The sequence below is a fragment of the Enterobacter sp. C4G1 genome, assembly GCF_052886895.1.
On record NZ_JBQVVV010000002.1, the window covers coordinates 78,556 to 101,931 of the forward strand.

The following is a 23,376-nucleotide window of genomic DNA, read 5'->3' on the forward strand; positions in this document are numbered from 1 at the left end:
AGGGAGCCATCTGGCTCCCTTTGTTGTTGATACTGTCTTAGAAATCGTAGCTCGCGCTCACCGAGAAGTTAAGCGGTGCGCCGTACACGAGATAAGACCCGACATAGTCGTAGTAATCTTTATCGAACAGGTTGTTCACGTTCGCCTGTACGGCAAAGTCTTTGGTCACCTGGTAGCGGCTGAACAGATTCACCAGCGCGTAGCTGCCTTGTTCTGCATGGGAACGACCGGCAGGACCGCCATCAACATCCGTCCAGACTTTGTTTTGCCAGTTAACACCGCCGCCCACAGCCAGCTCTGGCAGCATCGGCAGTTGATAACGGGTAAAGAGCTTCATGGTGGTGCGAGGCTGGTCAGAGCTCACTGCATTACCGTTCTTATCTTCGGCGATAAAGCGGGTCGCACCGAAGGTCAGCTGCCAGTTATCGGTCAGGGCACCGTTCAGCTCAAACTCAATCCCTTTACTCACCACGCCATCCAGTGATTCATAAATCGACTCACCGCTTGGCATATAGGTATAGGTATTGTTGGCAACGTTATCCTGCTCAATACGGAAGATGGCCAGAGAGGTGGTCAGGCGGGTGTTAAACCAGTCAGCCTTCACGCCCGCCTCGTAACTTTTGCCCGTTGTAGGATCAAGGTAGCGACCATTGGCGTCACGCTTGTCCTGCGGCTGGAAGATAGAGGTATAGCTGACGTATGTTGACCAGTCTTCGTTGATGTCATAGATCAGGCCCGCGTACGGCGTCACGTTGTCTTTGGTGCTCTCCAGTCGGGTGTCCGGGGACCCGGCCGGGTTATAGCGAATGTTGTAATTGGTGTAGCGCGCGCCCAGGATCAGGTGCAGCGGATCGGCCAGCGAGAAGCGGGCAGAGGTGTATGCTGACGACTGACGAATATCGTCCTGGCTGTAGAGCTTCCACGGCGTCCACTGTGGGTCGGCAATATTACCGTTCCAGTTTTTGAAATTACCCACATCAACCATACCGTACTGGGCATCCGGCATTGAGTTGTCGTAGTGGTTGCGCTGACGGCTGAAGCTGCCGCCAAACATCATTTCGTGCTGGCGACCGAAGAGATCGAAATCACCGCGCAGGAAGGCATCGACCGCATCCTGTTTACGCTCACCACGATTCCAGCCGCCGTAACCCACCATCCCTGCTCCCGTGTCTTTATCCGGGTAGCCGGACATGTACATCAGCTTGGTATCAAAGTTGGTTTCCGCGTGCATCCCGTTGATGTGCGCTTCCCAGCCGTTGTCGAAACGCTGGGTCAGGTTGGCAAAAATCCGGGTGTTGTCTTTGTCCGAATACGCCCAGTCTGGTGCAACGGTCTGGCTATGGTTGTAATGCGTTTTGCTACCGTCACTGTACCAGGTTGGCAGGCCGCCCCAGGTAGGATCTTCGGTCTTGCTCTCCTGGTATTCGTATCCCAGAGAGAGGGTAGTGCTGTCGGTGACATCGGCGTCCACCACACCGTACAGGAATTTCTTACGGTAGTGATAGTTATCGACAAAGCTGTCGTTGTCCTGATAACCGGTGATCAACCGCCCACGGACTTTACCGGACTCAACCAGCGGAGCCTGTAAATCTAGCACATAGCGCTGTTTATCCCAGCTGCCATAGCTGGCCGATACGTTGCCCTTGAATTCATTGCTGTCAGCATGTTTACGCACCATGTTGACGTAGGCGGCCGGGTTACCCGTGCCGGACATCAGGCCTGTTGCGCCACGAACCACTTCAATACGATCGTAAATGGCGGTATCGGCCGCCGTATCGCCAAAGTTCCACACTTCACTGATGGAGGTTGGCAGGTCATCGTATGCATAGTTACTCACGAAGAAACCACGGGAGTAAAATACAGAACGGTCGCTGTCCTGAACCTGCGACGTCACCCCGGTGGTATTGGTCAATACCTGCCCGATCGATTGCAGATTCTGGTCAGCCATGCGTTGCTGACTGATAACACTGACGGATTGCGGAATATCGCGCGGCACGAGCAGCAGTTTTGTGCCGGTGGTGGTGGTTTTAACGCTGTAATCCTGCTCCTGGCCGGCAGATGGATCCTGCGCGTTATCAAAACCGCCATCAACAACAACGGTGTCTTCAGTGGAAGTGGTGGCAGCGAAACTTACGGTTGGCATCAATGCCATAGCAATGCAGGCAGCCAGCAACGAAGGTGTTGTGGCAGGCTGACGTTGCCCATCCCTGGTGTGATTAATGAAAGACATCATCAAACCCTTAATGAATGGTGAAAGTTGTGTGCGTCAGTCCCGTGAAACCGGGCTGAAGTCGTTTTCTATGTTTGAAATGCGCATGAAAATGCAAATGCGAAATATACGCATTGTGATTAACGCTGTAAACAGATGTTTCGAACGGAAGTGAAATATTGTTTCAGGATATCAACGCACAAGAGCGCTCACTCTTCATGCAGCTGTCGTGCAATAAGGAAAGAAATCGAGGGAGAAGGTTGAAAGGACAGGAGAAACTCGCTCATACTCTTGAGTTGTGTCACACAGTAATGCAGACAATGTGTGTTATTGGCAGACCCACCACGCCAGATTAAACAAAAAAGGAAAAGGTCATGGCTGAAGAAACGATTTTCAGTAAAATTATCCGCCGCGAGATTCCGTCGGATATCGTGTATCAGGATGAGCTGGTCACAGCCTTCCGGGACATTTCACCTCAGGCGCCGACACACATCCTTATTATTCCCAATATTCTGATTCCTACCGTGAACGATGTGAAAACCGAGCACGAAGTGGCATTAGGCCGTATGCTGACGGTGGCGGCAAAAATTGCTGAGCAGGAAGGCATTGCGCAGGACGGCTATCGCCTGATCATGAACTGCAATCGCCATGGCGGGCAGGAAGTCTATCACATTCACATGCATCTGCTGGGTGGCCGCCCGCTGGGGCCGATGCTGGCACATAAAGGTCTTTGACATGCTAAGAGGGCGTTTTGCAGCGCTGGTAATGACGCTGGTGATGGTCGGGTGCAGCGCGCGTCCCGCAATCCCGGTGAATGATGAACAGACGCTGGTGATGGAGTCCTCTGTTCTGGCGGCGGGTATCACGGCAGAACAACCTTCGCTGACCATCAGCGAAATTCAGGCCTCTGCGTCCTCTGCGCTTTATAACGAAAGACACGAACCAGTAACGGTGCATTACCGTTTCTACTGGTACGACGTACGAGGTCTTGAAATGCACCCCCTTGAAGCGACGCGCACGGTAATCATTCCGGCGAGGTCATCGGTCACGCTGTATGGCAGCGCGAACTACCTGGGTGCACATAAGGTCAGACTTTATCTTTATTTGTAAGGGGTGAACCTTGATTAAAAATATGAGCCGTTTTGCGCTCGTTACCGCATTTGCACTCTTCCTTTCAGGGTGTATGACGCGCATGGAACAACCTGCTCCTGTGGAAGAGGCGAAACCGGGCACGGCACAACCTGTACCGCCAACGCAGCCGGTGCCAACCGTGCCTTCTGTTCCGACCATCCCGGCGCAGCCTGGCCCAATCGAACATCCTGATGCAACGGCGCAGCCTGCACCGCGCGTGCGTCACTACGACTGGAACGGCGCAATGCAGCCAATGGTCGGTAAAATGTTGCAGGCGCAGGGCGTTACCCCTGGCAGTGTGCTGCTGGTGGATAGCGTGAATAACCGCACTAACGGTTCCCTGAATGCGGGGGAAGCGACCGAAACGCTGCGTAATGCTCTGGCGAATAACGGTAAGTTTACGCTGGTTTCTGCGCAGCAGCTCGCTGTTGCAAAACAGCAACTGGGGTTGTCTGCACAGGATAGTCTCGGCTCGCGTAGCAAGGCGATTGGTATCGCCCGTAACGTCGGCGCGCAGTATGTGCTTTATTCTAACGCCAGCGGTAACGTGAATACGCCAGCGTTGCAGATGCAGCTGATGCTGGTTCAGACAGGCGAAATTATCTGGTCGGGTAAAGGTGCCGTTACGCAACAATAACATCACGCGTGATGACGTTCTGACACGTTATTTTTCGCAGTATCGCCTTATCGCGCCGCTGGCCCATTCCGGGCTTGGTGGCGCGAGTTGCATTATCGCCCGGGGCGAACATCGGCTGGTGTTACGCCAGCATCATGATGACTCCGCTCCGGCTTCCCATTTTCGTCGACAGTACCGCGCATTAACGCGGCTTCCCGCAGAGCTTGTGCCGAAACCCCGGTTTTTTATGCAGGGCTGGATGGCGGTGGAATATCTTGCGGGCGAGATCAAAACCGGATTACCGGATACTCCCACGCTTGCCGCCATGTTGTATCATCTGCACCGCCAACGGCGTCTGGGCTGGCGCATCACGCTTTTACCCTTGCTTGAACAGTACTGGCAGCAGGCGTCGCCCGCCAGACGCACGCCTTTTTGGCTGGCGCAGCTCAAACGGCTGCGTAAAGCGGGTGAGCCGCAGCCGCTGCGGCTTACGCCTTTGCATATGGATGTTCACGCCGGAAATATCGTCCACACGCCAGTGGGTAACAGACTGATTGACTGGGAATATGCCGGTGACGGGGACGTTGCGCTGGAGCTTGCGGCAGTCTGGACGGCGGATGATGCTGCGCGCAGGCTGTTAATTCAGGCCTACGCCAGAGCTGCGCATATAGATCCCCATACGCTTGCACACCAGGTCTGGCGCTGGCGGCCGTGGGTCCTGATGCTGATGGCTGGCTGGTTTGAAGTACGCTTACAGCAATCGGCCGACAAACAATTTATCGCGCTGGCAGATGACGTCTGGCGCCAGTTACAAACTAAAGGATAAGAGAGGTTCGTGTGGGTCCAGTCATGTTGGATGTAGAAGGCTTTGAGCTGGATGCGGAGGAGCGCGAAATTCTGGCGCACCCGCTGGTCGGTGGCCTGATTCTGTTTACCCGCAACTATCACGACCCGGAGCAGCTGCGGGAGCTGGTTCGACAAATTCGCGCGGCGTCACGCAATCAGCTGGTGGTGGCGGTAGACCAGGAAGGCGGGCGCGTGCAGCGTTTTCGCGAGGGCTTTACCCGCCTGCCAGCGGCGCAGTCTTTCGCAGCGCTGCTGGGCTCCGAAGAGGGCGGCAAGCTGGCGCAGGACGCAGGCTGGCTGATGGCAAGCGAAATGATTGCGATGGATATTGATATCAGCTTTGCACCCGTGCTGGATGTCGGGCATATCAGTGCCGCTATCGGCGAGCGTTCATATCATGAAGACCCGCGCATCGCACTGGCGATGGCCACACGTTTTATCGACGGGATGCACGATGCCGGGATGAAAACTACCGGCAAACACTTCCCGGGCCACGGGGCGGTCACGGCGGATTCTCACAAAGAAACCCCACGCGACCCACGCCCTGAAGCGGAGATCCGTATCAAAGACATGTCGGTGTTCCGTTCGCTTATCACCGATAACAAACTTGATGCCATTATGCCGGCACATGTTATCTACAGCGATGTCGATCCGCGCCCGGCGAGCGGCTCGGCACACTGGCTGAAAACCGTGCTGCGTCAGGAATTAGGTTTTAACGGCGTGATCTTCTCTGACGATTTGTCGATGGAAGGGGCTGCCATTATGGGCAGCTATGCTGAACGCGGACAGGCATCGCTGGATGCAGGTTGCGATATGATCCTGGTCTGCAATAATCGTAAAGGCGCAGTCAGTGTGTTGGATAACCTGTCGCCGATCAATGCTGAGCGTGTTACACAATTGTATCATAAAGGTTCATTTAGCCGTCAGGAGCTGATGGGCTCGGCGCGCTGGAAGACGGTCAATGCACAGCTTGAGGCGCTGAATGAGCGCTGGCAGGCACATAAGGCAGGCCTTTAATCCCTCCTGGTAGGCGTAGCGTGGTGAGAAGACGATGATCATCTATTTACACGGTTTTGACTCAAACAGTCCTGGTAATCATGAGAAAGTGCTGCAATTGCAGTTTATCGATCCGGATGTACGGCTGATTAGCTACAGCACGCGCCATCCGAAACATGATATGCAGCATTTGCTCAAAGAAGTGGACAAAATGTTGCAGCTTAATGTCGACGATCGCCCGCTGATTTGTGGGGTGGGTCTGGGCGGATATTGGGCTGAGAGGATTGGATTCTTGTGCGATATCCGTCAGGTGGTGTTCAACCCGAACCTGTTCCCGCATGAAAATATGGAAGGGAAGATCGACCGTCCGGAAGAGTATGCTGATATCGGGACCAAGTGTGTCAGCAACTTCCGAGAAAAGAATCGCGATCGTTGTCTGGTGATCCTGTCGCGTAACGATGAAGCCCTGAGCAGCACCCGTGCCGCCGAGCTGCTTCACCATTACTATGAAATTGTCTGGGACGAAGAACAGACCCACAAGTTCAAAAGTATCTCCCCGCATCTGCAACGCATCAAGGCCTTTAAAACCCTGGGTTAAAGGCATCTGACGTTCTCTAAAGCCTGGCGGCGTAAGCTTGCCGGGCTTTCTTTTTGCTAAAACTGTACAAATATCAGCCATCAAAACTTGATGCATATCAATTTTGGTATGACCAATGCGCCTGGCGTGTTATTCTCAATGCACCTGAATGGTTTCAGTGCTGTAACCTGTTGTTAATTAAGGGTTATTTTTATAACTTTTAATTAACAATTGGTTAATAATTTGAGGGGGTCACGTTGACTACGCCATTGAAAAAGATAGTGATTGTAGGCGGTGGTGCTGGCGGGCTGGAGCTGGCTACACAGCTGGGCAAAAAGCTGGGTCGCGGTAAAAAAGCTAAAATTACGCTGGTCGATCGTAACCACAGTCACCTGTGGAAACCACTGTTGCACGAAGTTGCAACCGGATCGTTGGATGAAGGGGTTGATGCGCTGAGCTATCTGGCACATGCGCGTAATCACCACTTCCAGTTCCAGCTGGGTTCCGTGGTGGACATCAACCGTGAAAGCAAAACCATCACGCTTGCCGAGTTGCGTGATGAAAAAGGCGAGTTGCTGGTTCCTGAACGCAAGCTGCCTTATGACACGCTGGTGATGGCTCTGGGCAGTACCTCCAACGATTTCAACACGCCTGGCGTGAAAGAACACTGCATCTTCCTGGATAACCCGCATCAGGCGCGTCGTTTCCATCAGGAAATGCTTAACCTGTTCCTGAAGTACACCAATAACATGGGTGCCAACGGCAAGGTTAACATCGCGATTGTCGGCGGTGGCGCTACGGGCGTGGAGCTGTCTGCTGAGCTGCACAATGCGGTCAAACAACTGCACAGCTACGGCTACAAAGGGCTGACCAACGAAGCGCTGAACGTGACGCTGGTCGAAGCGGGCGAACGCATTCTGCCAGCTCTGCCTCCGCGTATTTCCGGTGCGGCACACAGCGAGTTAACCAAACTGGGCGTTCGCGTAATGACCCAGACAATGGTAACCAGCGCTGATGAAGGCGGTCTGCATACCAAAGATGGCGAATACATCGAAGCGGATCTGATGGTCTGGGCGGCAGGGATTAAAGCGCCAGATTTCATGAAAGATATCGGTGGCCTGGAAACGAACCGTATTAACCAGCTGGTGACTGAGCCTACGCTGCAAACCACCCGCGACCCGGAAATCTACGCGATTGGCGACTGTGCATCCTGTGCGCGTCCTGAAGGTGGTTTCGTGCCGCCACGAGCTCAGGCAGCGCACCAGATGGCAAGCCTTGTGCTGCACAATATTCTGGCGCAGACCAAAGGCAAACCAATGAAATCGTACGTTTATAAAGACCACGGTTCCCTGGTGTCGCTCTCTAACTTCTCTACCGTAGGCAGCCTGATGGGTAACCTGATGCGCGGCTCAATGATGGTAGAAGGGCGCATTGCACGCTTCGTGTACATCTCGCTGTACCGTATGCATCAGATTGCGCTGCACGGTTACTTCAAAACCGGCCTGATGATGCTGGTGGGTAGAATCAACCGCGTGATCCGTCCTCGCCTTAAACTGCACTAATCCCGCCCTCCCTCCGGGCTCCCCGGAGGGATTTTTAGCATATCATGCTGGTCATTCCATCTGCACCTCTTAGGAGTTCTCCTAAACAGGGTGATTCTGCCTACATCCCCACATTTTTAATCCTTTTTCTGATTGGCTAAGTCTGTCGTTAATTGCAGAATTGTTACCAATAGCAACAAAGGAGGAAGTCCCGTGAATAAATCAATGTTGGCGGGTATCGGGATTGGTGTTGCTGCTGCGTTAGGTGTGGCAGCGGTTGCCAGTCTCAACGTGCTTGATCGCGGCCCGCAGTATGCGCAGGTCGTTTCTGCTACCCCTATTAAAGAATCAGTAAAAACACCGCGTCAGGAATGCCGCAACGTGGCCGTTACGCATCGCCGTCCGGTTCAGGATGAAAACCGTATCGCCGGTTCAGTCCTGGGTGCGGTTGCAGGTGGTGTGCTCGGTCATCAGTTTGGTAACGGTCGTGGTAAATCTGTGGCGACCGTGGTTGGCGCGCTGGGTGGCGGCTATGCCGGTAACCAGGTTCAGGGCGCAATGCAGGATAACGATACCTACACCACGACTCAGCAGCGCTGCAAAACCGTCTATGACAAGTCAGAAAAAATGCTGGGTTATGACGTGACGTACAAAATTGGTGACCAGCAGGGCAAAATCCGTATGGATAAAGACCCTGGCAGCCAAATTCCGCTGGACGGAAATGGTCAGCTGGTCCTGAATAACAAAGTGTAAAAAAGACGTTCTCTGAATTTAGCTCCTCAAGCGCTCAGGCTGAGGAGCTTTTTTTTTGGCAATCAGAAGGTCAGAGCATAGTTAAGCCCAAAGGTACGACCGCGCCCTTTGTACTCGTACAATGCGGCATTGCCGTAAGTTGGGCTGTAGAGCAACGGTGCACGCTGGCCCCAGACGGTGGTATACTGTTTATCCAGCAGGTTTTCGATGCTGAACGACAGTTTACCCAGCGGCAACTGATAGCTGCTGAGGAAATCGACGGTGTTATAACCCTCAATTTCATTGCCTGCGGCGTCCCTCAGGTCAAAGGTTTGCTGAGTCTGAACACGCAGTGACCAGGGTTCAGGCGCCCAGCCTACATAGGCCGTAGCTTTCGACGGCGAGGCCTGAGTCACATCCCATTTTTCCCATGAACCGTTAGTTTTTATCTCTGATTTCAGGATGTTGACATTACCACCCACGCTCCAGACGCTATCAGGGATAACGTAATCCACCGCACCTTCCACGCCATAGATCCGGCGTTCCTGCGGGTTAACGTCAATGGTCATGTCGCTACGGTTGATGTCGATGGATTTATCAGAGAGAGAGTAATAGGCCGCAATTTGCGTGCGCAGGTTATCTCCGGTATAGCGCCAGCCCAGCTCATAGGAATCGACTTTGATCCCTTCAAGCTTCGCGTCATTCGGGTTAACGCTTTTTAGCAGCGCCAGGTGGCCTTGTGCATCGGCTTTTGCGTACGCGCCGTTCCCGTAATATTTGCCCGGATCCGGCAGTTCAACACCCTGAGAGAAGTTAAACCAGAGCTGCTGGCGTTCCGTAATGTGTGCAAGAATGCCGGCGTTAAACAGCAGGTTATCGTAATCCGTTTTACCGCCCGGGATTGCATCTGCTGAGGTAGCTTTGCCATTCGCAATCGCCTGCTGCTGCGAATAGCCAATAAAGTCATCAACGCGGTTCTCAGTCCATTGATAGCGAACCCCGCCACTTAAGGTGAAGATGTCATTGATGTCATAGCTGTTTTGCAGGAAGGGCGCGAAGTTGGTAATGCTGTAACCCGGATAACGACCAGTGGTGTAGGCAGAGTGGTTATTCATCCCGCCTGATGGCACTGACTTCGCCAGGTCAAAGAACATCTGGTTGGAATCGAATGTTTCATGGTCGGCATCGATACCCCAGGTCACCTGCCAGCTGTCGAGCAGCCTGCTGTTCAGGGTCAGTTTTGCGCCGTATTGATCGGTGTTTTGCTCAGACGCCGCGAAGCTAGTGATGGTTTTGGTTTTTTGATCCATAGTCGGGAAGGGATAGAAACGCAAGGATTCATCACGGTAGTAAATTTGCCCTACCAGCTCTTGCCCCCAGAAGTCGGAATCGGAATATTGCAGGCTGATGAGATGGCGCTCTGTACCCGGAATACGATCAGAACTGAACCCGCTTCGGGTCCGGGCGGTACCATTTCCGGTCACGGCACTCATATTTTTATCGAGATAAAGCCCGTAATCATCGTCGCCCTGGCTTTTGTAATACTGCGTCACCACCTGCAACTGGCGGGTATCGCTGATGTCGATTGTGCCTGTACCCATCACATCCAGACGATCGGAATGTTGTAATCCTGTCTGGGTGTTATCGAAGGTGAGGGCATCCCCGTTGCCGTCATACCAGCCGCCAAAACGTTGATAGGCCACCGAGAGGCGGCCCGATGCATGGTCATTCCCTCCGCTGACGGCTGTTGCCACGCGCTCGTCATGGTCGTTGCTGTTGTTAAAGCCTGTCTTGCTGCCAAGCTCCAGATCAACCTGCGTTTCTGGCTGACCTTTTTTGGTCACGATGTTAATCAGACCACCGGTACTGCCGCCACCGTACAGGGCCGTAGAGCCGGAAATAACTTCAATATGTTCGATGTTGAAAGGATCAATCGAGTCCAGCTGGCGGCTGTCGGTACGCGAGGAGTTCAGACGCACGCCATCAATTAACACCACAATGGCGCGGCCGCGCATGTTCATGCCGTAGTTGGTTCGCCCCTGGCTGCTGACATCCATACCGGGGATCAATTGCCCGAGAATATCCTTGAATTCCTTGCCACCCTGGACTTGTTGTTCAATTTCATGTCCTTCGATAATCCACGTGGTTTGCGCCATTTCTGCCACGGTACGATGGCTGCGGCTGGCACTGACAATCAGGTTTTCTTCATTGGTTTGTTCGGCGTAAAGCGGCATCGCGATGGCCAGCAATACAGGATTTAGCACCCAGAGGCTTTTCTTCATCATCATTCCTTGTTGAGCGGTCGCTCTTTTTTATAGGCAGGTCAACACCACAATTTTGCATTGTGTAACAAATGTAAAAAATGCAAATGCGAATACTGCCGATAAAGAATCTCATTATCAACCAATCAAATAAGAGGATAAGCGCAGCGAGGAATAAAAATGGGGGAAGAGAGGGCGGCCAGGGAAGCCGCCCGGGGTATCAGACTTTAAGCAGTTCAGGCCACAGACGTAGCGTAGTGTGGGTAATGCTTTGCAGTTTTTCCAGGCTTGCGCCTTCACGGGCGCTTATCGACATACCCTGCAAAATACAGCTCAGGTATTGCGACAGCTCCTGCGGATGGCAATGGGCAGGAAGCTCACCGCGGCGCTGTCGCTCGGTCAGAAACGCACACAGTGTCTCCTCCTGCATCGCGTGGCGCGATTTCACCGTGTTGGCAATCTCTTTAGAAGCGGCCGCAAGGGTGGCGGAGGTGTTGATCATAAAGCAACCTGCCGGCGTATCTTTGCTGGTAAAGCAGGTGGCGACGGCGGTGAAATAGTCCCGCAGTGCTTGCTCAACTGTTTTTTCTTCACAGAAAAGCTGCGCTTCGTGTTTCGCCGCAAAGCGGGAAATGTATCTGTCCAGAACCGCCCTGAACAGACCCTCTTTATTCGTAAATTCTGCATACAGCGTAGGTGCTTTGGCGCCTGTGGCTTCCACAAGATCGGAGAGCGAGGTGGCTTCATACCCGTGCTGCCAGAAGAGTGTCATGGCCTTATCGAGCGCCGCTTCCCTGTCGAACACTTTTGGTCGGCCACGGCTTTTCTTTGCGCAACTCGTTACATCGGTTGTCATTTGCCGCGGATCCTCTGTTGGTTTGTTGAATGACCATTATAAAAATATTCGCCGCCCGCGACCAGTGCTGATTCAGCAAAAATAAATTATTCATATGGGTATGAAAAATAACGAAATTAAAATTAATGTAACGATCGTTATAAAAACATGTTGACGCGTGATGTAGATCACACTTATGATTTACCTATCGATCGTTAAGTAAATAGCTAACGACCTCCAAATTCATCTGCCTAAAGGTAAACATCATGAAAAACGTAAAAACCCTGATCGCTGCCGCTGTACTGAGTTCTCTGTCATTCGCAAGCTTTGCGGCTGTTGAAGTGCAATCTACTCCGGCTGACCAGCATAAAGCCGGTACGATTTCTGCGACAGCAGGTACTAACCTGGGTTCTCTGGAAGATCAACTGGCACAAAAAGCAGAAGCGATGGGTGCTAAATCCTTCCGTATCACCTCTGTGACCGGTCCTAACACCCTTCACGGTACTGCGGTAATTTACAAATAAGTTTTGCAGAACCCTCATACTTGCCACTGCAAAAAAACGCCCTGCATATGCAGGGCGTTTTGCTTTTTTGCGCTTTTACAGCGTCTGCTGAGGAATATCCTGATGACGTGTAACGTCAACCGGCATTCCCGCGCGCGTCTCCATTGCTCGCTCTATTACCATATCGTCAGTATCGACGCTGGTTTTGAAACGATACATCTCTGCATTGAGGGGGATCGGCAGCGTTTGTGGATCATCACCGATGTTCTTCGATAAAGGCTGATGGATCTCCACCAGGCGTTTGCCGCCAGGCTCTTCAGACACCTTGATCGGCGTGTTGATGATGTTCACTTTTGTTCCTGGCGCTATCACGCTGTACAGGGTCTTGATATCGTCATCACGCAGGCGAATACAGCCGGAGCTAACCCGCATTCCGATACCAAAATCAGCATTGGTTCCATGCAGAAGATAGACGCCACCGTAAGCGGCAAGGCGGATAGCATGGTGGCCCATCGGGTTATCTGGGCCAGCAGGAACCACCGCCGGTAAATCTATCCCCTGAGCCTTATAGCGTGCGCGAATATTGGCGGTCGGCGTCCAGGTCGGATTGGCGCGTTTATCCGACACTGTGGTCACCATGGTTGGGGTGAGCGTATCGCCGCCCAGCTGACCAATGCCAATAGGGTAGACGGTCACTTCATTTTTACCCGGTGGGTAGTAATAGAGGCGCAATTCGGCGAGGTTAATCACAATCCCTTCGCGCGGCGCATCAGGCAGCAATGTTTGCAGAGGAATGGTTAACACGCTCCCGGCGCGCGGCACATACGGGTCAACGCCCGGGTTAGCCTGTAACAGCGCCAGGAAGCCCACGTTATATTTTTTTGCAATCGCCTCAAGTGAACCGCCATTGTTTTCAACCACATGAAAGCGGTTTTCACCCACCACACGGCTGCCGGCAGGGGGAAGAGGCCAGGTGTTAGCCCGGGCAGGAAGCGCTATTGCCACCGCCGCAGCCAGCGCAAACAACGTTATCCAGCGAGTCATACGCGAAGAGGTCATCATCACCATAATCCATATAAATGATAAGGTTATTGTTATTCAAGAAGTTAATGATAATTATGACGAATGGATGTGTCGGGAAATCCAGGGGGTTTGCAAAGAGTTTGTAAATTGTCTCCCCGGCAGCGCTCATACTGCCGGGGAGTGAGGGCAAGTTATGCGATCGCGTTTTCTTCCAGCTGGCGCATAAAGTTACGCACCCAGTCCATACGGGCTTTACGTTCAGCCAACTCCTGGGTGAATTTCAGGCGCGTTGGCCCGTCCAGACGGAAATGCTGCGGCTGTTTTTGCAGTAAACCAATCAGCCACACCGGATTGACGTGATTCTTCTCGGCAAACTCAATCACGCCACCTTTCTCATTACCTTCCAGCTTACGAATGCCCAGTTTCTGTGCCTGTTGACGCAGTCGGGCAATATCCAGCAGGTTTCGCGCGGCATCTGGCAGCAGGCCAAAGCGGTCAATAAGCTCAACTTTGATCTCCTCCAGTTCGTTTTCACTTTTCGCACTGGCAATGCGTTTGTAGAACGAAAGGCGAGTGTTCACATCCGGGATAAAATCGTCCGGCAGCAGGGACGGCATCCGCAGCTCGACTTCCGTTTGCTGGCTGGTCAAATCTTCCAGTGACGGTTCACGCCCGGCTTTTAGCGCATCAACGGCGTTTTCCAGCAGCTCCATATACAGCGAGAAGCCTATGGTTTCCATGGAACCACTCTGGTCTTCACCCAGTAATTCACCGGCACCGCGGATCTCCAGGTCGTGCGTTGCCAGGGCAAACCCTGCCCCCAGATCTTCGAGCGAGGCGATGGCTTCCAGACGCTTTTGTGCATCAGTGGTCATCGATTTCGGATGCGGCGTCAGCAGCCAGGCGTAGGCCTGGTGGTGCGAACGCCCAACGCGGCCACGCAGCTGGTGTAGCTGCGCCAGACCAAAGTGATCCGCGCGTTCAATGATGATGGTATTTGCCGTTGGGATGTCGATACCGGTTTCAATAATGGTGGTACAGACCAGCACGTTAAAACGCTGGTGGTGGAAATCGTTCATCACCCGTTCCAGCTCGCGTTCACGCATCTGCCCGTGCCCGATGGCGATACGTGCTTCAGGAACCAGCTCCGCCAGTTTATCTGCCGCTTTCTGGATGTTTTCGACATCGTTAAAGAGATAGTAAACCTGCCCGCCGCGCAGCACCTCACGCAGAATGGCTTCGCGTACCACCAGGCTATCGTACTCGCGTACGAAGGTTTTTACCGCCAGGCGGCGTGCCGGTGGTGTGGCGATAATCGACAGATCGCGCATTCCACTCATGGCCATATTCAGGGTTCGCGGAATTGGCGTGGCGGTTAAGGTCAGGATGTCGACATCGGAGCGCATCGCTTTGATACGTTCTTTATGACGCACGCCGAAGCGGTGCTCTTCATCGACAATCAGCAGCCCTAAATCTTTCCACTTCACGTCGCTTTGCAGCAGTTTGTGGGTACCGATCAGAATATCGATCTTGCCTTCGCTTGCCTGCTCCAGAATTTGCGTCTGCTCTTTGGCGCTGCGGAAACGGGAAAGCATTTCCACACGTACCGGCCAGTTGGCGAAGCGATCGCGGAAGTTGTCATAATGCTGCTGGGCAAGAAGCGTGGTCGGCACCAGTACGGCGACCTGCTTGTTGTTCTCCACGGCCAGAAACGCTGCGCGCATCGCCACTTCGGTTTTCCCAAAGCCTACGTCTCCGCAGACCAGCCTGTCCATTGCCAGCGGCTGACACATATCACTCAATACCGCGTTGATGGCCTGGGCCTGATCCGGCGTGGTTTCAAACGGGAAGCTGTCGCAGAACAGCTGATACTGCTCTTTATCATGCTTAAAGGCGTAACCTTCTTTGGCTGCGCGCTGGGCGTAAATGTCCAGCAGCTCAGCGGCCACATCACGCACTTTCTCGGCGGCTTTCTGGCGCGCGCGGGCCCAGGCATCACCGCCCAGTTTATGCAGCGGTGCGTTATCTTCGGCACCCCCGGCATAACGGCTAATCAGATGCAGTGACGAAACTGGTACGTAAAGTTTGGCGTCGTTGGCGTAGGTCAGCATCAGGTATTCACCCTTAATGCCGCCCGCTTCAAGGGTGGTCATCCCCTGATAACGACCAACACCGTGCTCAAGGTGAACAATGGGCTGGCCCGGGTGCAATTCCGCCAGGTTGCGGATAAGCGTATCCGGGTTAATGGTGCGGCGGCTATCCTGGCGGCGGCGTGCCACGCGTTCGCCCAGCAGGTCGCTTTCGCAGATCAGTGCCAGATTATTGAGCGTATCGATAAAACCATGCTCGGCGGCGCCGATCATCAGGTAACGCCCGTTAGCGGTGGCTTCATCAAGACGGAATATACGTTTAGGGGCGACTTTAATGCGCCCGAGCAGCTCACCTAATGCTTCGCGGCGGCCTTCACTTTCTACCGAGAAAATCACTGGCCCGGTAAAGGCCTCAAGGAATTTACGCAGGCTATCCAGTGGCGATTTTTGCTGCGCCTGTACGGCCAAATCAGGCAGTTTCTGGAAGGCGAGGTTGGTGTTCGCGGCTTTACCGGCAAGGGTGTCCGTTTTGAGTTGCACACGCGGCCAGCGCTTAAGTTCTGCATTTAACTCATCGGCACGCAGCCACAGCTGTTCGGGTGGCAGCAGTGGGCGCATCGGGTCAACCCCACGGCTCTCATAACGGGCGCGGGTTTCACCTTCAAAACGGCTGGCGCTGGCGTCGACATCTCCGGTGTTAACAATCAGCGTATTTGCCGGGAAATAGCTAAACAGCGCAGGCAATGGCTCGTTAAAGAACAGGGGCTGCCAGTATTCGATCCCGGTAGGCAGCGTGCCTTTGCTGACCTGCTGATAGATATGCTCCGCATCGCGCTTCACGTCGAACTTGTCGCGCCACTGGCTGCGGAACAGTTCGATGGCGGTTTTGTCGGTCGGGAATTCGTGAGCAGGCAGCAGGTTGATGGATTCAACTTCTTCCAGCGTACGCTGAGTGTCGGCATCAAAGACGCGCAGGCTGTCGATTTCGTCGTCAAAAAAGTCCAGACGGTAAGGCTGGTCGCTGCCCATCGGGTACAGATCCAGCAGGGCGCCGCGCGTGGCGTATTCGCCGTGTTCCATTACCTGATCAACATGGCGGTATCCGGCGCTTTCAAGCTGCGCGCGTAGGGCATCGCGCGACAGACGCTGGCCTTTTTTCATCACCAGCGCATGACCATGCAAATAGCTGTGCGGACAGACACGCTGCATCAGGGTGTTTACCGGCACAATCAGCACGCCGCGCTGCATGGACGGTAACTGGTAGAGCGTGGACAGGCGTGAGGAGATGATCTCCTGGTGCGGGGAGAAGCTGTCATACGGCAGCGTTTCCCAGTCAGCCAGGCTGAAGATCAGGTTATCGGTGAACTGGCGGATTTCGTCATGCAGGCGTAATGCATTTTGCATATCCGGGGCGACAAGTACGACCGGACCGGGATGCCGCTCTGCGATTTCTGCCACCAGTGTGGCGCACGCCGCGCCCGTGAGTTCACCCAGCTGGCGTTGGTCGCCCGCTTTGCCGGGCAAGGAATAACGGTAGTGTTCAGGCATGGCTATGTCAGAGTCTCTTATGGGTATACCCAGTATTGGGGCATATCACTGATACGCAATGTCTTTATTATCCTCGATCGTTTTGCATAAGCAAACTGGAACCGCACAGGCGGTAAACTCGCCCTGAATCAGGGCGAGTTGGACGTTAGCGGGCGGCTGACACCAGAGAAAGACGAGCAGGTGGGGAAAAGAACAGGTCACCAAACAGCGCGGTAGAAAGCTTGCGTGCACCAAGACCGAAAAGTGTACAGATCAACAGGCTGGCAAACGGATAGATGAGCAGCAGCGCCAGCTCCGCCCAGACAGGCCAGGACGCGCCATTCATTTCGCCAATGAGGAACAGGCTAAATGCCTCGATTAAAATGCGATGCGTGGTGTAAATGGCAATCGTGTTTGAGCCAATCACATTAAGCAGGTTATTGGGATGTACAGCGTAGCGTTGTTCAACGCTATAGAAGAGTTTCATGATAAGCAGTACGGACAGCAGGGAGAGCAATAGCGGGGCATTGGCAAACCACAGCACAACAGATACCGCACCGAACGCGGCAATGGGCAGCCAGGCGCGGCGCAGTGACAGCCCTTTCATCCATGCCATGAGCTGAGCACCATACCATGCGCCCATGCTGTAGTAGACCATATTGCGCACCACACTGTTCATCCCCCACCACGGCAGCGGCAGGAAGTTTATCGCGATGCTCGCCAACGCCAGAAGCCCCAGCACCGGCAGTTTCCAGCGGCTTAAGAGCTTACACAGCGTGAAGTAGACCACCATGGCGTACAGATACCACAGGCTGGTGCTGGCGGTGAGCATCGCCAGAATAAACGCTGGGACCGAATCCGCGTAGGCGGCGTTGGATGAGGTGGCTAATTCGCGCTCTGGGGCCAGCCAGGCATTCAGGTGGCTCAGCGCCTGCCATTGCAGGACACCCCACAGGGCCAGCACCCAGACAATGCTCCAGATGCGCTTATCGAGGCTGGTTCGCCAGCCCACTTCATCGATATACCGGCGTATCAAATAGCCTGAAATAAAGAAAAATACCGGCATCCGAAACGGTGCGAGGTAGAGGTTAAAATAGACCCAGCATTTGGCGAGGAGGCCGGACAGAGGATGTTGTAGCCCGCTGAGATGCGGATAAAAGGTGATAACCGAGTGATAAATCACCACCAGGCAGATGCACAGCCCTTTTATCTGGTTAATCCATAATGCTTTTTGTTTCATCGGGAAACGGTACCTGTATTGCCATAAACGAACCGTTTATCCTGGGTGAAGGGGCAGGGGATGTAATCAGTAACAGTCTGTATCAGTACGTTTTTCGGAAAAGGTGGAGGGCGCAGTATCTATGTTCAGCGAGTAGCACTATGATTTATCTGATTTTTTCGGAAAAATGATTACCAAAGCTTACGGTTTCAGTCATTTACGCTTAACGGATTCGCTTATATACTCGTGGGTCTGCTATCAGCAAACAGACGGATTTCATGTACCAACCTGTCGCACTCTTCATAGGCTTACGTTACATGCGTGGGCGCGCCGCGGACCGATTCGGTCGCTTTGTCTCCTGGCTTTCCACTATTGGTATCACGCTTGGCGTGATGGCACTGGTGACGGTTCTCTCCGTGATGAATGGCTTCGAGCGCGAGCTGCAAAACAACATCCTGGGGCTGATGCCACAGGCCGTACTCTCTTCTTCAAACGGTTCCGTTAACCCGCAACAGCTGCCGGAAAGTGCCGCGAAATTGCAGGGTGTGACGCGCGTTGCGCCGCTCACAACCGGTGACGTGGTGCTGCAAAGCGCCCGCAGCGTGGCGGTTGGAGTGATGCTGGGGATCGACCCGGCACAGGACGATCCGCTCACGCCTTATCTGGTTAACGTGAAGCAAACCGATCTCGTGGCGGGGCAATACAACGTGATCCTCGGTGAGCAGCTTGCCGGGCAACTTGGTGCTAACCGTGGTGATCAACTGCGTGTGATGGTGCCGTCTGCCAGCCAGTTCACGCCGATGGGGCGTCTGCCAAGCCAGCGTCTGTTCAACATTATTGGCACCTTTGCTGCCAACAGCGAGGTCGATGGCTATCAGATGCTGGTGAACATTCAGGATGCATCGCGCCTGATGCGCTATCCGGCGGGTAATATCACCGGCTGGCGTCTGTGGCTTGATGCGCCGTTAAAAGTGGATGTTCTCAGCCAGCAAAAACTGCCAGAAGGGACAAAATGGCAGGACTGGCGTGAACGTAAAGGCGAGCTGTTCCAGGCTGTGCGCATGGAAAAAAACATGATGGGGCTGCTTCTGAGCCTGATCGTGGCGGTTGCCGCGTTTAACATCATCACCTCGCTTGGGCTGATGGTGATGGAAAAACAGGGCGAAGTCGCCATTCTGCAAACCCAAGGGCTAACGCCGCGTCAGATCATGGCTGTGTTTATGGTTCAGGGTGCCAGCGCCGGGATTATCGGCGCGCTGTTAGGTGCAGTGCTGGGCGCATTGCTGGCCAGTCAGCTCAATAATTTAATGCCAATTATCGGTGCACTTCTCGATGGCGCGGCGCTGCCAGTCGCTATTGAGCCGTTGCAGGTGATTGGCATTGCAATGGCCGCGATGGCTATTGCGTTGCTTTCCACGCTTTATCCTTCATGGCGCGCTGCCGCCACTCAACCCGCTGAGGCTTTACGTTATGAATAAGATCCTGTTGCAATGCGACAACCTGTCCAAACGCTATCAGGAAGGCACTGTACAGACTGATGTCCTGCACAATGTGAGCTTTAGCGTGGGTGAAGGCGAGATGATGGCGATTGTCGGCAGCTCCGGCTCCGGTAAAAGTACTTTGCTGCACCTGTTGGGCGGGCTGGATACGCCGACGGAGGGCGACGTGATTTTCTCCGGCCAGCCGATGAGCAAAATGTCTTCTGCGGCGAAAGCTGAATTGCGTAACCGAGAGCTGGGCTTTATCTACCAGTTCCACCACCTGCTGCCGGATTTCACGGCGCTGGAAAACGTGGCGATGCCGCTGCTGATTGGCAAAAAGAAACCGGCAGAAATTAACGCCCGCGCCAGCGATATGTTGAAAGCAGTGGGGCTTGGGCATCGCGGTAATCACCGTCCGTCTGAGCTGTCTGGCGGCGAGCGTCAGCGTGTGGCGATTGCCCGTGCGCTGGTGAACAACCCGCGCCTGGTGCTGGCAGATGAACCAACCGGTAACCTGGATGCGCGTAATGCAGACAGCATTTTCCAGCTACTGGGCGAACTTAACGCGTCCCAGGGAACCGCATTTCTGGTGGTGACCCACGATCTGCAACTGGCTAAACGCATGGGCCGTCAGCTTGAGATGCGCGATGGTCATCTGAACGCCGAGCTGACCCTGATGGGAGCGGAGTAATGGCTTCACCGTTATCGTTACTCATCGGTTTACGCTTTAGCCGTGGTCGCCGTCGCGGCGGCATGGTGTCGCTTATCTCGGTGATTTCCACCGTGGGGATTGCGTTGGGTGTTGCCGTGCTGATTGTGGGGCTGAGCGCCATGAACGGCTTTGAGCGTGAGCTCAACAACCGCATTCTGGCGGTGGTGCCTCACGGCGAAATCGAGCCGGTTAACCAACCCTGGACGAACTGGAGTGATGCGCTCAATAAAGTGGAAAAAGTGCCGGGCATTGCTGCTGCTGCGCCGTATATCAACTTTACCGGGCTGGTGGAAAGCGGGGTAAACCTGCGAGCCATTCAGGTTAAAGGGGTAAACCCGCAGCAGGAAGAGCGTTTAAGCGCATTACCGAAATATGTTCAGAACGGCGCGTGGGCGAACTTTAAGCCCGGCGAGCAGCAAATCATTATGGGTAAAGGCGTGGCTGACGCGCTGAAAGTGAAGCAGGGTGACTGGGTTTCCATCATGATCCCCAATGCCAGTGCGGACCATAAATTACAGCAGCCAAAACGCGTGCGTCTGCACGTAACGGGTATTCTCCAACTGAGCGGCCAGCTCGATCACAGCTTTGCAATGGTGCCGATGGAAGATGCGCGTCAGTATCTGGACATGGGTGACAGCGTGACGGGCATTGCCATTAAGGTCAACGACGTCTTTAACGCCAATAAACTGGTCCGTGATGCGGGTGGGGTCACCAATAATTACGTCTACATCAAGAGCTGGATTGGCACGTACGGCTATATGTACCGTGATATTCAGATGATCCGCGCCATTATGTACCTGGCCATGGTGCTGGTGATTGGCGTAGCCTGCTTTAATATCGTGTCGACCCTGGTGATGGCCGTTAAAGACAAGAGCGGTGACATTGCCGTGCTGCGCACCCTGGGGGCGAAAGACGGTCTTATTCGCGCCATTTTCGTCTGGTATGGCTTACTGGCGGGGCTGTTTGGCAGCCTCTGCGGTGTGGTGATTGGCGTGGTGGTTTCTCTCCAGCTGACGCCGATTATTAACTTGATTGAAAAGCTTATCGGCCACCAGTTCCTGTCAGGTGATATCTATTTTATTGACTTCCTGCCGTCTGAATTGCACTGGCTGGACGTTATTTATGTGCTGGTTACAGCACTTTTACTGAGTCTGCTGGCAAGCTGGTATCCGGCGCGTCGCGCAAGCCGAATTGATCCGGCGAGGGTATTAAGTGGCCAGTAATTTCGTCATGATTTAGCGGCTATTGGGTCGCCAAATCAGAAAGAGGAATGCGTTATGTATTATGGATTTGATATTGGCGGCACCAAAATTGCGCTGGGCGTATTTGATGAAAACCTCAAATTGCAGTGGGAAACCCGCGTTCCCACGCCGCGCGAAAGCTACGATGAATTCTTAACCGCTATTGCCACGCTGGTGGCACAAGCCGACGCGCGTTTTGGCGTGAAAGGCACGGTGGGCATTGGTATTCCGGGGATGCCCGAAACCGACGACGGCACGCTGTATGCCGCCAACGTGCCTGCGGCCAGCGGCAAACCGCTGCGTGCCGACCTTTCCGCTCTCCTTGAACGCGACGTGCGTTTAGACAACGATGCCAACTGTTTTGCCCTTTCCGAAGCCTGGGATGACGAGTTTCGACAGTATCCGCTGGTGATGGGGCTTATCCTCGGCACGGGCGTCGGCGGGGGAATCGTTGTCAACGGTAAGCCTATTACCGGGCGCAGTTACATCACCGGTGAGTTTGGTCATATTCGCCTGCCAGTGGATGCGCTGGAGGTCGTGGGGCGTGATTTTCCGCTCACCCGATGCGGGTGTGGCCAGCATGGTTGCATCGAGAACTATCTCTCCGGGGGTGGGTTTGCATGGCTATACGAACACTTCTATCATCAGAAAATTGATGCCCCACACATCATTACGTTGTGGGAACAGGGTAATGAACAGGCGCGTGAACATGTTGAACGCTACCTGGATTTGCTGGCGGTGTGTCTGGGGAATATCCTGACCATCGTCGACCCCGATCTGCTGGTGATTGGCGGCGGGTTATCAAACTTTACCGCGATAACAGAACAGTTGTCCGGGCGTTTGCCCCGACATTTATTGCCCGTTGCCCGTGTGCCGCGTATTGAACGTGCGCGCCACGGGGATGCAGGAGGAATGCGCGGAGCCGCTTTCCTTCATCTCTCCGATTAGTCTACGAGGTTACTATGCTGTCGCGTCGGTTAGGTCGACTCAGCCGTTTTCGTAAAAATAAACGCCGTTTGCGTGAGCGCTTGCGCCAGCGGATCTTTTTCAGAGACAGGATGATGCCAGAAGCGATGGATAAACCCAGAGTGGTGGTACTGACCGGCGCGGGGATCTCTGCCGAATCCGGTATTCGCACGTTTCGTGCGGCTGACGGGCTGTGGGAAGAGCACCGTGTAGAGGATGTGGCAACCCCAGAAGGCTTCGCCAGGGATCCCGATTTAGTCCAGGGGTTCTATAATGCGCGCCGTCGGCAGCTTCAGCAACCTGAGGTGGCCCCGAACGCGGCTCATCTGGCGCTGGCCCGGCTGGAAGATACGCTGGGTGACCGTTTTCTGCTGATAACCCAGAACATCGACAACCTGCACGAGCGTGCTGGTAACCGCAATATCATCCATATGCACGGCGAACTGCTGAAGGTGCGCTGCGCCTGGAGCGGACAGGTGCTCGACTGGACGGACGATGTGCAGCCTGATGACCGTTGCCATTGCTGCCAGTTCCCGTCGCGCCTGCGCCCGCACGTGGTCTGGTTCGGAGAAATGCCGCTGGGAATGGATGAAATCTATAGCGCGCTGGCCATGGCGGATGTGTTTATCGCCATCGGCACCTCAGGCCATGTTTATCCGGCGGCAGGGTTTGTTCATGAAGCCCGGTTACAGGGGGCGCATACCGTTGAGCTTAACCTGGAACCGAGTCAGGTCGGTAGCGAGTTTGAAGAGAAGCACTACGGGCTGGCAAGTCAGGTTGTACCGGATTTTGTCGATAAGCTGCTGCAAGGGCTGTAACTGCGCATGGTGTATTGGCGAGGCCGGGTGTGCGAAAAGCTACCCGGCCTTG

20 protein-coding genes are annotated in these 23,376 nt (G+C 54.1%); 14 read left to right on the forward strand and 6 right to left on the reverse strand.

The genetic code is table 11. The annotated features are described in order from the left end of the window. Window positions 1–37: 37 nt before the first annotated feature. A complete protein-coding gene (fhuE, locus tag ACT9TW_RS14175) occupies window positions 38–2,230 on the reverse strand; it encodes a ferric-rhodotorulic acid/ferric-coprogen receptor FhuE (protein WP_446492775.1) in 2,193 nt (730 codons plus the stop codon). A 353-nt stretch (window positions 2,231–2,583) separates the two neighbouring features. On the opposite strand from fhuE, the gene hinT reads away from it, so the two are divergent. From hinT to ACT9TW_RS14215, 8 genes are all read left to right on the forward strand, one after another. Further along, window positions 2,584–2,943, forward strand: a complete 360-nt coding sequence (gene hinT / locus ACT9TW_RS14180; RefSeq protein ID WP_014069796.1) for a purine nucleoside phosphoramidase — start codon at window positions 2,584–2,586, stop codon at window positions 2,941–2,943. A 1-nt stretch (window position 2,944) separates the two neighbouring features. Beyond that, a complete protein-coding gene (locus ACT9TW_RS14185; protein ID WP_182060474.1) occupies window positions 2,945–3,319 on the forward strand; it encodes a YcfL family protein in 375 nt (124 codons plus the stop codon). Window positions 3,320–3,332: 13 nt separating this feature from the next. Beyond that, window positions 3,333–3,977 carry a penicillin-binding protein activator LpoB gene (lpoB, locus tag ACT9TW_RS14190; protein ID WP_182063552.1) on the forward strand — a complete coding sequence of 215 codons (645 nt, stop codon included), beginning with the start codon at window positions 3,333–3,335 and terminating at the stop codon, window positions 3,975–3,977. Further along, window positions 3,958–4,782: a thiamine kinase gene (gene thiK, locus ACT9TW_RS14195; RefSeq protein ID WP_446492776.1), complete on the forward strand. Its 825-nt coding sequence runs from the start codon at window positions 3,958–3,960 to the stop codon at window positions 4,780–4,782. The genes lpoB and thiK overlap by 20 nt, the downstream gene beginning before the upstream one ends. Before the next feature lie 11 nt (window positions 4,783–4,793). Further along, a complete protein-coding gene (gene nagZ / locus ACT9TW_RS14200; protein WP_446492777.1) occupies window positions 4,794–5,819 on the forward strand; it encodes a beta-N-acetylhexosaminidase in 1,026 nt (341 codons plus the stop codon). A gap of 34 nt (window positions 5,820–5,853) precedes the next feature. Next, on the forward strand, window positions 5,854–6,396 hold the full coding sequence (gene ycfP, locus ACT9TW_RS14205; RefSeq protein ID WP_182060477.1) for an alpha/beta hydrolase YcfP: 543 nt from the start codon (window positions 5,854–5,856) through the stop codon (window positions 6,394–6,396). Between the two features lie 236 nt (window positions 6,397–6,632). Next, window positions 6,633–7,937, forward strand: a complete 1,305-nt coding sequence (locus ACT9TW_RS14210) for an NAD(P)/FAD-dependent oxidoreductase (protein WP_446492778.1) — start codon at window positions 6,633–6,635, stop codon at window positions 7,935–7,937. Window positions 7,938–8,129: 192 nt separating this feature from the next. Beyond that, complete coding sequence (locus tag ACT9TW_RS14215) at window positions 8,130–8,669, forward strand: glycine zipper 2TM domain-containing protein (protein ID WP_182060479.1); 540 nt, start codon at window positions 8,130–8,132, stop codon at window positions 8,667–8,669. Between the two features lie 62 nt (window positions 8,670–8,731). Here ACT9TW_RS14215 and ACT9TW_RS14220 read toward each other — a convergent pair whose 3' ends face one another. Next, window positions 8,732–10,930: a TonB-dependent siderophore receptor gene (locus tag ACT9TW_RS14220; protein WP_446492779.1), complete on the reverse strand. Its 2,199-nt coding sequence runs from the start codon at window positions 10,928–10,930 to the stop codon at window positions 8,732–8,734. 199 nt (window positions 10,931–11,129) lie between these two features. Then, on the reverse strand, window positions 11,130–11,765 hold the full coding sequence (locus ACT9TW_RS14225; protein ID WP_446492780.1) for a TetR/AcrR family transcriptional regulator: 636 nt from the start codon (window positions 11,763–11,765) through the stop codon (window positions 11,130–11,132). Between the two features lie 245 nt (window positions 11,766–12,010). On the opposite strand from ACT9TW_RS14225, the gene bhsA reads away from it, so the two are divergent. Next, window positions 12,011–12,268, forward strand: coding sequence for a multiple stress resistance protein BhsA (gene bhsA, locus ACT9TW_RS14230; RefSeq protein ID WP_446492781.1), 258 nt, complete (start codon window positions 12,011–12,013; stop codon window positions 12,266–12,268). 75 nt (window positions 12,269–12,343) lie between these two features. Here the strand turns inward: bhsA and ldtC are convergent, their stop codons facing one another. The 3 genes from ldtC to ACT9TW_RS14245 all read right to left on the reverse strand — a co-directional run bounded on the left by ldtC (window position 12,344) and on the right by ACT9TW_RS14245 (window position 18,127). Next, the gene (gene ldtC / locus ACT9TW_RS14235) at window positions 12,344–13,309 is read right to left on the reverse strand and encodes a L,D-transpeptidase LdtC (protein ID WP_446492782.1); all 966 of its coding nucleotides are present in this window, start codon (window positions 13,307–13,309) and stop codon (window positions 12,344–12,346) included. Window positions 13,310–13,461: 152 nt separating this feature from the next. Beyond that, window positions 13,462–16,908 carry a transcription-repair coupling factor gene (gene mfd, locus ACT9TW_RS14240; protein WP_446492783.1) on the reverse strand — a complete coding sequence of 1,149 codons (3,447 nt, stop codon included), beginning with the start codon at window positions 16,906–16,908 and terminating at the stop codon, window positions 13,462–13,464. 145 nt (window positions 16,909–17,053) lie between these two features. Next, window positions 17,054–18,127: an acyltransferase family protein gene (locus ACT9TW_RS14245; protein WP_446492784.1), complete on the reverse strand. Its 1,074-nt coding sequence runs from the start codon at window positions 18,125–18,127 to the stop codon at window positions 17,054–17,056. Between the two features lie 257 nt (window positions 18,128–18,384). On the opposite strand from ACT9TW_RS14245, the gene lolC reads away from it, so the two are divergent. From lolC to cobB, 5 genes are read left to right on the forward strand one after another with little or no spacing between them, the layout of a single operon-like run. Then, window positions 18,385–19,584: a lipoprotein-releasing ABC transporter permease subunit LolC gene (gene lolC, locus ACT9TW_RS14250; RefSeq protein ID WP_446492785.1), complete on the forward strand. Its 1,200-nt coding sequence runs from the start codon at window positions 18,385–18,387 to the stop codon at window positions 19,582–19,584. Then, window positions 19,577–20,278, forward strand: coding sequence for a lipoprotein-releasing ABC transporter ATP-binding protein LolD (gene lolD / locus ACT9TW_RS14255; RefSeq protein ID WP_010429765.1), 702 nt, complete (start codon window positions 19,577–19,579; stop codon window positions 20,276–20,278). The genes lolC and lolD overlap by 8 nt, the downstream gene beginning before the upstream one ends. Then, window positions 20,278–21,522 (forward strand): lipoprotein-releasing ABC transporter permease subunit LolE, encoded by a 1,245-nt coding sequence (gene lolE, locus ACT9TW_RS14260; RefSeq protein ID WP_166716935.1) that lies wholly within the window; start codon window positions 20,278–20,280, stop codon window positions 21,520–21,522. Before lolD ends, lolE begins: the two co-directional genes overlap by 1 nt. A gap of 54 nt (window positions 21,523–21,576) precedes the next feature. Further along, window positions 21,577–22,488, forward strand: coding sequence for an N-acetylglucosamine kinase (gene nagK / locus ACT9TW_RS14265; protein WP_446492786.1), 912 nt, complete (start codon window positions 21,577–21,579; stop codon window positions 22,486–22,488). A 14-nt stretch (window positions 22,489–22,502) separates the two neighbouring features. After that, entirely contained in the window at window positions 22,503–23,324 is an 822-nt protein-coding gene (cobB, locus tag ACT9TW_RS14270; RefSeq protein WP_446492787.1) for a Sir2 family NAD+-dependent deacetylase, read from the forward strand. The last annotated feature ends 52 nt before the right edge of the window (window positions 23,325–23,376 follow it).

Bases quoted from the DNA above. Each gene is read 5' to 3' on its own strand.
- mfd (WP_446492783.1), bottom strand. From the start codon at position 16,908: ATGCCTGAACACTACCGTTATTCCTTGCCCGGCAAAGCGGGCGACCAA.
- ACT9TW_RS14185 (WP_182060474.1), top strand. From the start codon at position 2,945: ATGCTAAGAGGGCGTTTTGCAGCGCTGGTAATGACGCTGGTGATGGTC.
- lolC (WP_446492785.1), top strand. From the start codon at position 18,385: ATGTACCAACCTGTCGCACTCTTCATAGGCTTACGTTACATGCGTGGG.
- lolE (WP_166716935.1), top strand. From the start codon at position 20,278: ATGGCTTCACCGTTATCGTTACTCATCGGTTTACGCTTTAGCCGTGGT.
- bhsA (WP_446492781.1), top strand. From the start codon at position 12,011: ATGAAAAACGTAAAAACCCTGATCGCTGCCGCTGTACTGAGTTCTCTG.
- cobB (WP_446492787.1), top strand. From the start codon at position 22,503: ATGCTGTCGCGTCGGTTAGGTCGACTCAGCCGTTTTCGTAAAAATAAA.
- ACT9TW_RS14245 (WP_446492784.1), bottom strand. From the start codon at position 18,127: ATGAAACAAAAAGCATTATGGATTAACCAGATAAAAGGGCTGTGCATC.
- fhuE (WP_446492775.1), bottom strand. From the start codon at position 2,230: ATGTCTTTCATTAATCACACCAGGGATGGGCAACGTCAGCCTGCCACA.
- ACT9TW_RS14220 (WP_446492779.1), bottom strand. From the start codon at position 10,930: ATGAAGAAAAGCCTCTGGGTGCTAAATCCTGTATTGCTGGCCATCGCG.
- ACT9TW_RS14225 (WP_446492780.1), bottom strand. From the start codon at position 11,765: ATGACAACCGATGTAACGAGTTGCGCAAAGAAAAGCCGTGGCCGACCA.
- ldtC (WP_446492782.1), bottom strand. From the start codon at position 13,309: ATGATGACCTCTTCGCGTATGACTCGCTGGATAACGTTGTTTGCGCTG.
- ycfP (WP_182060477.1), top strand. From the start codon at position 5,854: ATGATCATCTATTTACACGGTTTTGACTCAAACAGTCCTGGTAATCAT.
- nagK (WP_446492786.1), top strand. From the start codon at position 21,577: ATGTATTATGGATTTGATATTGGCGGCACCAAAATTGCGCTGGGCGTA.
- lolD (WP_010429765.1), top strand. From the start codon at position 19,577: ATGAATAAGATCCTGTTGCAATGCGACAACCTGTCCAAACGCTATCAG.
- hinT (WP_014069796.1), top strand. From the start codon at position 2,584: ATGGCTGAAGAAACGATTTTCAGTAAAATTATCCGCCGCGAGATTCCG.